9 protein-coding genes and 1 pseudogene are annotated in these 15,070 nt (G+C 35.2%); 3 read left to right on the forward strand and 7 right to left on the reverse strand.

Annotation, left to right across the window (positions count from 1 at the left end; all coding sequences use genetic code 11):
• Positions 1-300: 300 nt before the first annotated feature.
• Positions 301-927, reverse strand: coding sequence for a transcriptional repressor LexA (gene lexA / locus PRVXT_RS07580; protein ID WP_350345054.1), 627 nt, complete (start codon positions 925-927; stop codon positions 301-303).
• 174 nt (positions 928-1,101) lie between these two features.
• On the opposite strand from lexA, the gene PRVXT_RS07585 reads away from it, so the two are divergent.
• The 3 genes from PRVXT_RS07585 (at position 1,102) to PRVXT_RS07595 (ending at position 3,010) form a co-directional block, all read left to right on the forward strand.
• Positions 1,102-2,001 carry a peptidoglycan DD-metalloendopeptidase family protein gene (locus PRVXT_RS07585; protein ID WP_350345055.1) on the forward strand — a complete coding sequence of 300 codons (900 nt, stop codon included), beginning with the start codon at positions 1,102-1,104 and terminating at the stop codon, positions 1,999-2,001.
• A 53-nt stretch (positions 2,002-2,054) separates the two neighbouring features.
• A complete protein-coding gene (locus PRVXT_RS07590) occupies positions 2,055-2,708 on the forward strand; it encodes a YneB family resolvase-like protein (RefSeq protein ID WP_350345056.1) in 654 nt (217 codons plus the stop codon).
• A 143-nt stretch (positions 2,709-2,851) separates the two neighbouring features.
• A complete protein-coding gene (locus tag PRVXT_RS07595) occupies positions 2,852-3,010 on the forward strand; it encodes a hypothetical protein (protein ID WP_350345057.1) in 159 nt (52 codons plus the stop codon).
• A gap of 691 nt (positions 3,011-3,701) precedes the next feature.
• Here PRVXT_RS07595 and PRVXT_RS07600 read toward each other — a convergent pair.
• From PRVXT_RS07600 to PRVXT_RS07625, 6 genes and pseudogenes are all read right to left on the reverse strand, one after another.
• A pseudogene (locus PRVXT_RS07600) lies at positions 3,702-3,905 on the reverse strand (hypothetical protein); the annotation flags it as partial.
• A 74-nt stretch (positions 3,906-3,979) separates the two neighbouring features.
• A complete protein-coding gene (locus PRVXT_RS07605) occupies positions 3,980-4,237 on the reverse strand; it encodes a hypothetical protein (protein WP_350345058.1) in 258 nt (85 codons plus the stop codon).
• Positions 4,238-5,250: 1,013 nt separating this feature from the next.
• On the reverse strand, positions 5,251-5,400 hold the full coding sequence (locus tag PRVXT_RS07610) for a hypothetical protein (RefSeq protein ID WP_350345059.1): 150 nt from the start codon (positions 5,398-5,400) through the stop codon (positions 5,251-5,253).
• A 274-nt stretch (positions 5,401-5,674) separates the two neighbouring features.
• The gene (locus PRVXT_RS07615) at positions 5,675-9,151 is read right to left on the reverse strand and encodes a UvrD-helicase domain-containing protein (RefSeq protein WP_350345060.1); all 3,477 of its coding nucleotides are present in this window, start codon (positions 9,149-9,151) and stop codon (positions 5,675-5,677) included.
• Complete coding sequence (locus PRVXT_RS07620; protein WP_350345061.1) at positions 9,148-12,024, reverse strand: PD-(D/E)XK nuclease family protein; 2,877 nt, start codon at positions 12,022-12,024, stop codon at positions 9,148-9,150. The genes PRVXT_RS07615 and PRVXT_RS07620 overlap by 4 nt, the downstream gene beginning before the upstream one ends.
• A gap of 1,065 nt (positions 12,025-13,089) precedes the next feature.
• Positions 13,090-14,634 carry an AbgT family transporter gene (locus PRVXT_RS07625; RefSeq protein ID WP_350345062.1) on the reverse strand — a complete coding sequence of 515 codons (1,545 nt, stop codon included), beginning with the start codon at positions 14,632-14,634 and terminating at the stop codon, positions 13,090-13,092.
• Positions 14,635-15,070 lie beyond the last annotated feature (436 nt).

The raw sequence follows: 15,070 nt of genomic DNA on the forward strand, positions 1-15,070 counted from the left end.
ACTTTATTCGTTTGTATAATTAAGAATTTAGATCGCCATAATGTTTTTTCTAGGTTGTTGTCTTCTTCCAATGTAGGAACCCCTAATTTAGAAGGATGTACTGAGGTAACACAAGAAAAGGCTACTGGCGTTTAGCCCATAGCCTTTTCTTGTTAGATATTAAAAGTAGGATGATATGTATACCATAATAATTTTGTTATATTTAAACGTATATTATTAACTAATCAAATTTATTGTTAAATAACTAATCCCTTGTTAATTTAAGTTAGATTTTTAAGTTAATATTTGTTGGTTATTAAACTAGAACTTTCTAAAAAGGCCGGTTACTTTCCCTAAGATTAAAGCCTCTTTTACAAGAATGGGTTCATAAAAATCATTTTCAGGCTGCAGTCTAATACAGTCTTTATCTTTGTAAAACCTCTTAACAGTGGCTTCATTATCGAGTAAAGCAACAACAATTTCTCCATTTTTAGCAGTATTGGTTTGTCTTACAAGAACTAGATCACCATCATAAATGCCTGCATTTATCATACTATCTCCTTTGATTGATAGGGCAAACAAATTATCAGAATCATGAGAAAAACTGGGGGGCAGAGGAAAGTAACCTTCAATTTTTTCTTCTGCTAAGATAGGTTCCCCTGCTGTGACATCTCCAACTATTGGGGCAAAACTTGGTCTATAGTTGACTTCATCATCGAAATTATTTTCTGAAAAGTTGGCCAAGATTTCTATTGCTCTAGGTTTAGTAGCATCTTTTTTTATGTATCCTTTTTGCTCTAACTTCGCCAAATGAGAGTGTACTGTTGAGCTAGACTTTAACCCTACTGCCAATCCAATTTCACGTACAGAAGGAGGATATCCTTTTTCCTTCACCATCTTATAAATAAACTCAAAAACTTCTTTTTGTCTAGTAGTTAAATTTTCCATATACTCACCTCCAAGCTCCTTTATATCAATTATAACACTTGGTAATTTTTTGTGCAAACATTAGTTCGAAAGCAAGAATTAAAAAAATATATATAAAAAGAGGTTTTTTAATTCTAATGTGGAATATAAAAAATGGTAATTATTTAAATATAAGCGTGGTGATATTGATTGCCTTTGAATAAACAAAGAAATAAATTTACCTTTTTATTTTTCCAAAATAACATTACTAAACCGTTAAAAATCGACTTGTCGTTAATTGCTATTCAGTGTATAGGTATTATAATTTTAATTGTGTTAATTGGTTTTATTGCCTTTTTTGCTAAATACATCGAAATGGCAGCCTATATGAATGAACTTCATCATTTGAGAACAGTTAACTATGATAAAAATATTGAGATAGAAAGGTTAGTTCAACAAACAGAAACTATTCTTGATGAGCTAGAGTCTGTAAACGAATTTAAGACACAAGTTAATCAATATAGCAATATTGAGTTGGAACAGCAAAAAAAGCAAAAACAAGACTCAACGCTGTACACAGAAAGTCGTGGCGCTACACTAATCGACAGAGCTCATAGCTCTCTAGTCTTTTTAAACAATTCACTCTCATCTAATCAAGAGATAATGGAAAATATGGTTGATGACATAAAAGAAGAACAGAGAAGACAGCAAGAGATTGAAAAACGTCTGGCCCACACACCATCTATTAGACCCACTACCGGAAGAGTAACATCACCTTTTGGATATAGAAGAAACCCAGTAACTGGTGGTAGACAGCACCATACAGGAGTTGACCTTGCAAATTCAGCTGGGACTCCTATCCTAGCAACTGCAAATGGGGTTGTTGCATCCGCTTCTTATGCTGGTGCATATGGAAATCTAATAATTATAGATCATGGGTATGGATATTCTACATATTATGCTCATCTCTCAAGAATATCAGTACGGCCAGGGCAAACTGTAGGTAAAGGAGAAGTTATTGGATTTATGGGAAGAACTGGTAGAGCCACAGGAAATCATTTACACTATGAAGTGAGAGTTAATGGTAGTCCAGTTAACCCTGCTAGCTATTACTAGAAATTAGGAGCCTGGTTGGCGGTTCCTTTAAATTTAATATTGGGGCTGATGTAATGGAAGCTATTATTTATGCTAGAGTAAGTACAGAAAATGATGTTCAGCAAACTAGCCTATCAAGACAAGTGGAAGAATTAAAAAAATATTGTAGCAAACAAAACTTAAAAGTGGTAAAAATCGTTGAAGAAAAGGTAAGTGGTTTTGAACAAGTAAGAGAAGGTTTGCTATTAGCTATGGAAATGATAAAGAATCACAAAGCCAAATATCTGATTGTTCAAGATGAAAGTCGTTTGGGTCGAGGAGCCGCTAAAATAGCAATTTTGCATCAACTAGATAAATGGGGTGGTAAAGTAATATCTGTAGACAACCACGGTCCGTTACAGATAAATGAAATGGAAGGTATGGTATTAGAAATATTAGCCTTAGTTGAAGAATACCAAAGAAGATTGACAAATACTAAAATCAAAAGAGGTGTTAGAAGAGCCATTGAAAGCGGATATGACCCCAGCAAAAATTTTGGAAATACCGTTGGGGGAGGGAGGCCTCAAAAAAAAGTTCCCATTGAAGAAATCGTAAGATTAAAAGGCCTTAAACTAACTTTTGAAGAAATAGCTGCAACTCTTAAAGGATTTGGGTATGATATTTCCAAGGCCACAGTGCATAGACGTTACCAAAAATATAAATTAGAACAAGAAGAAAAGCGAGAGTAAATTAGCTTGCAATAAAAGATCCTAGTGATTACTTAGTAATAAGTATAACTAGGATCTTTTTATTGTTTTTGGAACAAAATATATGCATTATTTTAGCGAGTAATTCAAACAATATCATTAGATAAGAAAGGGGTTAATAAATCATGCCTAAAATACCTGGATATAATAACAATCACAAAGACAAGTACAGCATATATAAATCTAACATTTATCATCCGGAAGTTTTTGATTTGGTCAATCATTATTGGCATAATGATGATCCAGAAGAAGACACAAAACAATCAAACGAACCTACTGAATAATTTCTTACATCTCAAAACATCTACAAATGTCAACATTTGAGATTGAGCCGCTTTTTAGGCTCTTTTTCTTTTGCGTCCGATAATATACATTATGTAAACTAGGAGAAAATAAAATATACAACCTCCACAAAGCGACACCTTTCCTCTAAATTTACATTTACCCCCTATTTCAGTTAAATCAGTCCCAAATAGACCTCTATTTTCCCCAAAAATCAACTATTTTCACTCACAGCTGTTCAATTGCCTTTAGAATGATTTTTGGATATAGCTGCATGTAAATACCCTGTTGTTTTTTAAAAAACGTCTTATATCGCAAAATAAAGCTTCGTTTTAATCCCCAAAAGCCGAAAATTTAACCGCAGCTATAAAATCAAACTTTGTAACACAAAAACATCTACTTAGCATCATTATGAAAATTTGGGGCCAAAATCATGTGTTGTTTCAGTTGCAAATTGCTAAATATAAAAAACAATATTTGTTTTAAAATTTTTGTTTTTATATCCTCTGTTTCTTAATACTTCTAAATTAAAAATAAGCTCAAATTTTCTCTTTATTAGAATTAGCATATTTATTAAAATTATTTTGTGTTTTTATAAAATAATTGCTACTTGCTAAATTTTAAATATTGAAATTTAGAGGTTGTAATTCGCAAACTATGATTGCTCTATTTTTGATTTTTGATAGCGTCTACTTATAAAAAGTGTTCATGTAATAATAGTATGCCATCAACTTGAGTATTAAAAAGATATAAGTCCGAACAATAAAGATTTACTGGGACTTGATTCGAAGAAAGAGAAACGCCATCTAAAAATAGAGTAACAGCAGCTTTAGCTTGCTCTCTTTCACTTGTATAAATAGACTCAGTTGCAGGTGTAATATTTACTTGAGCCCTGGTTACTTCTGGAAAAAGTCAATATTCCTCGTTATCTCCTCTTGCAATGCCTGTAAATGTAATACCTGTCTCTCAGATTACTGAAGTAAAGCCAGAGTTATTTCTATGCAATAACAAAAGTTACTAACAGACATAGTACTTATAACACTGCTGCCAGCTGGTAGCACAATTAACGGTATAAAGCCTAGCAACACCATGAAGGCAGATACCCTTAAATTATTCATTAAGATTACCCTAAATAATTCGCTATGGCTAAAATATAACCCTCTATGGATTAAAACTTCTTCTACAACTCCCTCGAAATTTAACATAAGACCATCTAATGCCTCTATCAAAATATCTTGATTTACTAAAAAGAAAAATAACCTGCAATTGATAATACGATCGAAGTTATCGCCACTAAAGTTGTGGGTTTAGCATAACTAGCCTTAAATAGTGCCACTGCCTTTTATAAATTTTTGTTAACATTGTACACCTCCTATACCAAACGTATCGGGATTTAAAACTAATCATTTTACAAATTACCTACCAAAACTTGTTTACCGCTACCAAGCATACCCGAGCTGTATAAACTTATATTTTCTTAAATTTTTCATGCATCATTTACTTATTAGTCGAAAATTCGTTGCACCCTTCAGCATTTTCCTTTTTTCTTTATGCTTTGCATTTTAAGTTGCAAAATTTGAGCAATATCGCTTAATTCTACATAAACTGGATAGGAATTTTAATGAAAAGAGTAATATATGTAGAATTGTGACGAACGTTTGTTCCCCAGGAAATAATTTTACCGATAGCTTGTGAGTTATCTTCTAGAACCCTCCCCTCTCTTTTATCATGTACTTCTCTTGCTTCGTATTGTTCATCTTATGTGAGTCTAAATTTTCTCACATTCTACCTTCTTCAAAAACCCGTTGTATCCTTCAAAATTTTCCTTTTTTTCTACCTACTTACCTATCTTAAACCACAAAATTAGCAATTCACGCACATCTACAATGTTTACAATCAACAGAGAAATTTATGAAAGTCTAAATAGGCTTTACAACCTCCCTCCTTTCTATCAAACAATCCCGCTAAACAAAAAAGCAACCATTAAGGCTACTTTTTAGTTGATTGAGAACGCCTGTTCTTTTATTCTTATAAATCCACTTTTTCAATAAGTCAGCAACTTTCTTATCATAGCTGCTTAAGCACTTATTAAAGCAGTTATTCGGTTCTGAATAGGATATTATGAATTTAGTTTCTTTTTATATAGCAATATTCAGTCTTGGAGCTAGTTAATCTCCCCCTAGTATTGTTAAATAACTCTAAAAAAATTTTCACTGCTGTCTTATAGGGCAATAACACTTTATTATTTACTTATAATTTTTCTCCAAAGCTCTATGAGAAATCGTCTTATATTCTCGCCAGCTTTATTAGCAAAATTCATCCAAACTCTTACGATAATAAATAACATGAAAATAAAAGTTACTACTTGTAAAATCGCCCTTAAATCATCCACTTAGATCACCCTTTTTTATATTTTTTACATTACCGACAGGACTACCTCTAAAATAAGAAAGGATACAATGACCTGAGACTCTATATTTTCCTTTCCCTTGCTATTATAAGCTACAAAATTTGACCAATATCTCTCATTTCTACAGGCTTTTTTTAATAAACAAAGGGATTACTGTAGAAACATGACGAACGTGTGTTCCCCGGGAAATAATATTAACAACAATAGTAGAACAATAGTAAAACCATCGTTCAACTATTGTTCTACTACTGTTCAACTACTGTTCCTCAAGACTTCTCCATAATTGGGTCATCTCTTTAATTGCTGCTTCAACTTCTTTTTCGTAAGTTGCTTCTGGCTTCAACTTGATGATTCCTTTTTCTCCGAAGTTCATAAAAAATAGCGATACCTCTTCTACTTCTACACCCATCTCTTTTTCATATGCCATTTTATAAAGGGTAACTTGGGGTTTATAGCTATCTGTGTCAATGGTTTTATTAGTTTTTAGATCCATTAGCGAGTGTTTGCCGTCTTTTACAAAAACTTTATCAATCTCACATATAACATAGGCCCCAGCAATCTCAACAGCAAAGCTCCATTCGCTACTTATATGATCCTTGGGGATTTGACTTTCTATCTTTTTATAATTTTCTAGCTGCTTCATCACTCTTAATTTAATTTCTTTAATATTAGTGGGGATTTCATCGTCATCAAATAAAACAGATATTGCTTCTAACACAGCCTCATCCTCACCAAACCCCTGGTCATAAAGTTCGCAAGCTCTATGGACCACCGTACCAAAATCTGTAGCTGAGATAATAAACTTATCCTGTTTATCATCGGCTTTTACTTTATCGTCAGCTTTTATTTCATCCTCTCTTAACCAATCAGGATGCAATTTAAGCACGTAACTTTCGTAATACTTTTGCCGATCATTCATAAAGTCCATAATTTCTGAAACCGAAAAGGTGTAAGGCGCCACCTTTTCTTCCGATACTGTTTGAGCAACAAACTCATCTTTTGTCTGCTCCCATTTACTTTGTTTTACAACTTGACTTTGATTTTTTCGTATCATACATTTTAAAATACCGGGGTTTGTATCTAAGCTTTCTAAAAGCATCTCATACCAAGAGTTCTTTTGCAATCTGCCCTTAGCAGACATAATTAAATAATCTCGTGCTCGTGTAGCAGCGACATAGAACAAACGTTTGGTTTCCTCTGCTGCTGCTATATCATTTTCGCTTTTCACTATATTAAACCCAGGCGTAACTATTTCTTCATCTGAAAAAGGATTATTCTTTTTTTCCTGAGTAAATTTAGCAACAAGCCTCATTTTATCGTCAAATCTAAAAGAGCCGCTATCTTTTTGTAACTGGCGATTAAGTCTGGGCAGGCAAACTATGGGGAACTCTAGACCTTTAGAAGCATGAACCGTCATTATGTGAACCATGTTCCCTTCAGGCAACTCAGCTTCCGCCTCCCCCTCTCTGTCCCCTAGCATAGCTAAAACATCAATCTTTTCTAAAAGCTCCTCTAAAGAACTGGGATTTTGCTCGTCCATAATTTCTATTAGCTTTTCAACGTTTTTGATAAGTTGTAGCGAGTTTGGTTGCATAAGCAAGGTCTGTTTTAATCCGCTGTTGTTAAAAACTTCATATAAGGTATCCGAAAACGCTCGCTGTGGGGTTAGAGGTACAAAAATAGAAAATAAATTATAAAACTTATTTAGTTTAGCCTTAGTTTGTGTAGCTAGCCCACTTTCATTGAAATAGCATCTATTATAAATAAAGTCTGCAAAACCTTGCCAATTATCTACATCGCCACATGCTTTTATGGCAAACATCTCATCTAACGTGATACCTATAATAGGGCTTCTCAGAACAGCAGCAATATAGGTAGATTCCCAGGGCCTTGCAATCCACCTAAGTAATGCCAGCATGTCTTTTACCTCTTGTTTTGCGAAAAAACCTATACCACCATGTACCACAAAGGGTATGTTCTTATCTTGAAGGCACTTTTCCAACTCTATAAGTCCTGTTCTAGACGGAACTAAGATTGCAAAGTCTCTCCATTGAGCTTTGCGCCAAACACCTGTGTCCTTTTCTCTTACAAGCTTTTTCTTACTTTGGGCGATTTCAAGCATACGCTCTGTTAGCATATCAAACTCACTGTCATAACAATCTACTTCGCTTATCTGTGAGTCATCATCTATTTCTATTTCTATTTCTTCCTCGTCATTTTCAGTCATCTCTATAAGCTCTACTTTTACCTCTTGCTCCTCTTTATCATCCCGATTACTAACTAAAGGACTGTAGTTAATGCTGTAAGGAGCATTGTCTTCCGACTCTCTCATAACCTCAGAGAAGATGGCATTTACAAAACCGATTATAGAATGACAGTTTCGATAATTTCTGTTCATATTAATATATCCATCAGATTGCTTAACCTTATTTTGCAATCCTCTCATTACCGTTACGTCAGCACCTCTAAATCTATAAATAGACTGCTTTTCATCACCTACGATAAACTGAAATCTAGGCTGGATATAGTCTAACATCTTCATCTGTAGTTTATTTGTATCTTGAAATTCATCAACCATAAAATGCTTAAATTCCTGCCTGCAAGTTGCCCTAACATCCTCGTTTTCTAATAAATTGATGGCCTTTTTTTGTAAGTCAGAAAAATCCAAAGCTCCTTTTTCTATCTTTTTCTTTGTATATTTTTCATCAAAAGTACAAAGCATTTCTGCAAAGCAACTAATAATACTTAGAAACTGCTCTCTTTTCTCTGTGGGAAAATCAGGTATGTTTTTCCATTTTTGTTTTAAGGGGTTATAGATATCTACATATAGCTCAAACAAAGCAGGGCATTTATCCTCCCAGCTACTTACCTTCCTTTTAGGCATTACCTCCTGCAACAACTCATAACACTCATCATAATCTATGTTGTTAAGGTCAACTTTTCCAAAATGATTAGATATATTTTCCACATACTCCTGTAACTTACCCTTTAACTCACTAGATGAGGGAAATTCTTCTACACATGGCTGAGCCGACTGATAAAACTTTTCAAGTAATGAAGCCTTTTGTTTTACTAATAAATCTTGTTGCAGAGCTAAGATCTCTTCCGCTTCAAAAAAAGTTTTTATATCGATTTGCTCTGGCGCTTCACATATCTGTGCATATACGGAATTTATAGCTCTTTTTAGCTGCTCTTTTGAGTAGTAAATAAAAGCATCCTTCCATTTATAGTAGTTTGTTTTATCAGCAAACATTTCATCTAAACACTCGCTTTGAAGCAAGGTGGAGTCTATATCATCTAGCATGGTAAATGTGGGAGGCAAGTCAGCTTTAAAAGCAAACCTAGTTAGCAGCTTATGACAAAAACTATGAAAAGTTGTTATATAAGCGTTATCTAAGTCTTCCTTTTGTTGTTGCCAAAACTTTTTAGCTATATTTACATTCTTTTCATCCTCTAGCTTGTCTAGCTCTTCTAACTTTTTATTTAGTTCCCCTCTGATTCTTTCCTTCATTTCTCTAGCTGCCTTTTCCGTAAAGGTAATGGCCACTATTTCTTTTACCGTAGCACCTATATCAGAAGTTGACCCCTCTAAAAATTCGTTTAGTTTTTGCTGGCATATATTTAAAAACCTTTCAGTTAGCACACGGGTTTTACCAGAGCCCGCTCCAGCTGAAATAAGTATCAAAGGATTTTCGCTGTAAATGGCTTCTTTTTGTTCAGGGTTAAAATTCATTTCCACTCCCCCTCTGCTTCTTCAATTAATTCATCGGTTACGCGACACACTATATTATAGGGGCACCCTCCATAGCATTTAAGTGGAGTCACAGAATAGTCATACCTTATTTTTTCAAATAATTCCCCTATCCTAGCGGTAAGATTATATTTATCAAAAAGTACATCTGAGTTTAAACATTCCTCTTTGTTTGCAGCTGAACTTGCCTTAAATTTTGAGCCCCTTTGAGCATGTTCACTTTGCCAAACACTATTTGTCGCCCGTTTGTGAGGCTCTTTTAAAGAAATATAAGCTGCCCCATAAGCTGTTTTTTCAAGCCTTTCCTCTATAGCTAGCATATATAACGGCAGCTGCAACTTAAGTCCACAGGCTACGTCTTTTTCAAAGTTAAACCTAACAGTAGAGGACTTATAGTCATAAATTACAAACCCATTATCGTCAATATCTAGTCTGTCAACTTTGCCAGTTAGCACAACGGTATTTTCTGAGTCAACCTCCAAATGAATGGTCAAAGGCTGTTCTAGGCTGTGTAATTTCATATCCTTAATTTTATCGTTATTCCAAAACATCATAAGCTCAGCCTTCCACCACTTGCTGAGCTTTTTTTGCCAGCGCTCTTTTTCTAGCTCCAAATCTAAATCCGTCAACTCATAATGGGCGTTAACGATTTTTGCCCATTCCTGCTCGAAAATATCCATCAAAATACCTTCGCCATCAAGCTTAACTTCCTCCGTTAAACTTCCAAAAGGCTTACCTATGGCGTCTATACTTTTATAAAATCTCTCTATTACCCTGTGCAACATCGACCCTGTTTGCATTGGGTCAAGTTTATCCTGTTTTTTATCTGGCTCTTTGACTTGTAGCAATGTTTCTAACCCATATCTAAAAGGGCAGGAGACGTATCTCTCCAAAGAGGTAACGGGAATCTCCTCTTTTATAAGTCCTTGTGTCCACTTTTGCTCTACTTCCTCTACCCCTTTTTCTAAGCGTTTAATAAAACCAAGGTGCTCATAAAGATGCTTAGCACCCTTTTTAACATCTTTTCCCACACCCATCATGTATGCAGATTGTTCAACTGCCTCTAGATTTGTAATTACTTCCTTTTTGTTATACCTTTTTTCTGCAGAAAGATACTGATCTTTTTGTTTACTACAATATTCTTCGATAAAAGGAGAAGGAAGATATTCATGCTCTGGATCGCACCCTGACACATATGAAAAAGTTAAATTACTAGCCTTATAAAACAGTTGCAAAAATAGAGCTGCATCTTTTTTTCTAAATGTAGCTGAATTGGGCATTCCATAAGGTATTGGTAGCTCCTTTAAATCACTTTCCTGAAAATACCCCCCTAACTTATGTAGGCTTGGAAAGGTACCTTCATTCATTCCCAGTACATACAGAGTATCACCTTCAAAGAGAGCGGTATCCCTAAAGGAGTGTAAAGATAGACCAACTGCAGGCCTTCTTTGGATATATATGCTTTTACTTTTTATTAACTCATCAAGCCATTCAGAAAATAGGTTGTGATTGATAGTAAGATCAACAAGACCCTGACCTTCTAAGCTTTCTTTCTTATCCTCTAGTAAACCTTTTAACGCGTCAAACACGGCCCATTCTAGTCTTATCTGTTGCCCTTTCTTGGTATCTACCCCACATTTAAGGTTCTCACGCCAAGATTTCGACAACTCTAGCTCATCTAAAAAGCTTAAAAGGGCGCCTATCCTCTCTACCAGCGAGACCTTGCTAGATAGGCTCTGCCTAAAACTCACACAACGAAGAAACTTTTCCTCAACATCCTCTGGTAAAGTACCGTTACTCATAAACTCTTTTTTTAATTCCCAATACTTTTGGTTATCATAAAAAAGAAGCTGAAATAGCTGATCTACTAAAGCTACTTTTTCCCACTTATTTGCAAATGACTGTTGTCTTAGAGTAAGTGTTAGGGTTTTATAAAGCATAGAGTGGGATACAGACGCCTTTTTGGTTATTTTGAGAGGCAGGTTATACTCTTTACAAAACCTTTCTATTTGAGGCATATAACTATCATCTGCTGGTAACAGTCCAATATAGTTAATATCAGCGCCACTTTTAACCTTTGCATCTATCTCTGCTAACACTCCTCTTATTTCTTCCTCTGTAGAAGCTGCCTTTTTCACAGAAACTTTTGGGTTGAGGTAATAACTTGATGCTTCATCCCTTTTGGAAAATCCAATATCCATCAAGTTTTTTATAGTTTCATCTATTATTTTCGCATCTTTGACGTCGGGAATAAATACAGTTACAGGTATCCCCTGGCTATACAAACAGCGTAGCAATAAGTACTGTAACGGACTAAAGTCCATATACCCATCTATAACCACGTGACTAATAGGCAGCTGCTCTTTTTCTGATAAACTAACGGCTTTATGAATTCTGTTTTCTGGATCTAACAGCCCTTTATCTTCAACCCACTTATCTTCATACTCTTTAAGTATAGGCTTAATATTGAGTAAGCTTTTAGGTAGATCATCTATTTTTAAGCCTAATCTTTTAAGCTGACCATAAGTCTGTGCATATGCCTTACCTTTATATAAATCTTCTTTCTCCCCTTTGTTATCACCTGAAACAAGCTGTTGAAAAAAAAGCATACGCTCACTTTCAGATACCGATAAATAGCTGGCATTTGACTTGCGCAGAATTAATTCCGCCACATCATCAAAGGTTTTAAATGCCATTTGGGGTTGCCTTTTCCGCGCAGCATTTAACCACTTAACTGAAGGAAGTAAGTAATATATAGGATGCTTTTTCTTTTTTTGTAGTTTATAAAAATCTCGCAACCGCTCAGCACTTGCTAAGTCATCAAGAGAAGATATAACAACTTTGTAATCTGCCAATTTAACACACCTCATCTATCCATTAAAATTAGTTAATATAATATACTTCAACTTACAAAGCACAAATCCTGCAATTAGCAGTTGAATATGATATATCGCGATACAGTTAGTAGTTAGTAGCTAGTAGTTAGCAAAAGTAAATTCTGCTAGGCAGACCAAGTCGCCTTGATCTCCTGTCCAACATTCCACTGCCCCTAACGCAGAACCAATACACGGTAAACATGACAAAACAATCTACATGCTTGATCCAAGCCCTTTCATATATGTCATCCATATTGGAAAGCCCCTGTAAGACACACTAGTAATGTGAACCACTATAATCAAATAGGGAACTTTCATTAATTGAAAAGTCATCCTGAGGAACACCGAAGGATCTAGCTCATAAGAGCGCAAGACCCACAAAACGAACTCCACTTTCTACTTTATTAACCTACCTGCCCCCAGCAGAATAAGCATATTTATACGATTTCGCGGCAAATTGCTTTTAAACGTTTTTTTGCACGACCTTTCTTTAACATTGAAACCATAAGCAAAGCACCGGCCCCTAATTGACCACTGGCTGTGGTTGTTTTTGGTGGTCATTACCATAATGGCTAGCCATTTGCTGATGGGTTGACACAGGGGTCAACCCCTACCTCTACGAGGGGTTATTACTAAAACCATAAAAGCTTAATTTGCCACGAGAACGATAACGAGATTAGCTACATGCTTGATCCAAGCCATTTCATATATGGCATCCATGTTGGAAAGACCCTGTAAGACACACTAGTAATGTGAACCACCATAACCAAATAGGGAACTCTTATTAATTATAAAGTCATCCTGAGGCACGCCGAAGGATCTAGCCCGCAAGGGCGCAGGACCCACACAACGAACTTCAATTTCCTTTTTCCACCTTCCACTTTATTAACCTACCTGCCCCTAGCAGCATTAGCAAATTTATACGTTTTCGCGACAAATTGCTCTTAAGCGGTTTCATTTAGTAAAAAACGGTTCCTATCATCAAAAGTTGATGATAGGAACCGTTCTCTTTATTTGTTTTGGATATATATCAGCCTTTTAATATTAGTAAATTACTGGAGTTTCAGGTCCAATTGGCAAACCAATTAACATCCAAATAGTTAGCATAATCATCCAAGCAATCATAAATGCTATAGAGTATGGCACCATTGTAGATATCAAAGTACCGATACCCAATTTTTTATCGTATTTCTGAGCGAAAGCTACGATGATAGCGAAGTACGGCATAAGTGGTGAAATAATGTTAGTTGTAGAATCTCCAATACGGTATGCAAGCTGAGCAACCTCTGGTGAATACCCCATTGTCATTAACATGGGTACAAACACAGGAGCCATTATAGCCCACTTAGCAGAAGCACTACCAACAAATAGATTGATGATACCACTTACAAATATAAAAGCTAAAATAAGGGGTATCCCAGTTAAATTAATAGCTTGTAAAAACTCAGCCCCACTAATAGCTAAAATAAGTCCAATGTTTGACCATTCGAAATATGCAACAAACTGAGCTGCAGCAAAGGCTAATACGATATATCCACCCATTGTAGACATTGTTTCTTCCATAAACTTAGCTACATCTTTATCCTTTCTTATGGTTCCAGCACTGATACCATAAGCAAGTCCCGGGATGAAAAATGATGCTGAAATCAGTGGTATCATAGCTCCTATAAACGGTGATGCTGGATCATCTAATAGAGCCCCTTCATCAGTTCTTAATATACCTGTTTCTGGAATTGTCATTAACGCCACAACTGCTATAAAACCAATAAGAGCTAGTAAAGCAATCTTCAAACTTTTTATTTCTCTTGGAGTTATAGGTTCAAGGTCTTGTTTATATGAGCCAGTATATGTCCCTAGTCTAGGTTCTACCACTTTCTCAGTTATAAGCACACCTATACAAGTAATTAACACAGTTGAAGCCATCATGAAGTAAAGGTTTGCAGCTGGCGTAACAGAATATGTTGCGTCAAACATACGGGCTGCTTCCTGAGTAAATCCACCCAATAGAGGGTCGATCATTGTAATGATTAAGTTTGAACTAAATCCACCAGACACTCCAGCAAAAGCAGCTGCCAATCCGGCGATAGGATGCCTTCCTTTTGCTAAAAATATTACAGCACCAAGAGGTACTAATACTACGTATCCTGCATCTGATGCCATCGAAGACATAACTCCTGCAAATACAACAACAGCAGTAACTAACTTATCTGGTGCTCCCATAACAATCTTTTTAAGCATCGCAGCAATAAGTCCAGATCTTTCTGCAACTCCTACACCTAGCATTGCCACTAAAACAACACCTAATGGAGCAAACCCTGTGAAGTTACCTACAGCTCCAGTTAGGATATCCCTAATTCCTTCCCTAGATAGAAGGTTTATTACCTTAATTGGTTCTTCAATATCAGGGTCTGGATGTTGTGCTGATACGTCAAACGCGCTTAATACAAAAGATAAAACTAGAACTGTGGCAGCAAAAATAAAAAACAGAGTAACAGGATGGGGTAATTTGTTACCGGTTTTTTCTACTACATTTAGAAATTTATCTCCCCAGTTTTGCTTAGGTTTTTGATTGCCTGTTGATGATTTCATGATATTTCCTCCCCTTGTATTAAATTTATTGTGCAATTCTTTGCTTACAAATTTTGCAATTTGCTTTAAAAGTAATGTTTGTTGAATTTGTAAACACAAAAAGCAGAACAAATATTAATTATAGAGAGTTTAGTGGAATTGTCAATGCATAAAATTTCATGAAAGACAATGGACATATAACAAACCATGGTTTAATTTAGTGAAATTGCTTGTTTACATTTATATGACAATATTAAAATTACAGCAATTAACAAATTTGTTACTAAATAATCAAACTTTAAAATTTAGAACGTGTATTAAGGAAAACTACTTCCTGTTTTGTCACAATTCACTTTGCAGGATTTATAAAGTTATTTTTTATAACAATAAAGATGCTGTCTTAATCATCTTTTAGGATAATTTAAGACAGCATCTTTATAAAAACTTAATCATTGAG

Origin of the sequence: Proteinivorax tanatarense (genome assembly GCF_040267685.1) — a bacterium.
GTDB lineage: Bacteria > Bacillota > Proteinivoracia > Proteinivoracales > Proteinivoracaceae > Proteinivorax > Proteinivorax tanatarense.

Coding starts and splice junctions, on each gene's coding strand:
- PRVXT_RS07625 (WP_350345062.1), bottom strand. CDS start 14,634: ATGAAATCATCAACAGGCAATCAAAAACCTAAGCAAAACTGGGGAGAT.
- PRVXT_RS07615 (WP_350345060.1), bottom strand. CDS start 9,151: ATGAATTTTAACCCTGAACAAAAAGAAGCCATTTACAGCGAAAATCCT.
- PRVXT_RS07590 (WP_350345056.1), top strand. CDS start 2,055: ATGGAAGCTATTATTTATGCTAGAGTAAGTACAGAAAATGATGTTCAG.
- PRVXT_RS07595 (WP_350345057.1), top strand. CDS start 2,852: ATGCCTAAAATACCTGGATATAATAACAATCACAAAGACAAGTACAGC.
- lexA (WP_350345054.1), bottom strand. CDS start 927: ATGGAAAATTTAACTACTAGACAAAAAGAAGTTTTTGAGTTTATTTAT.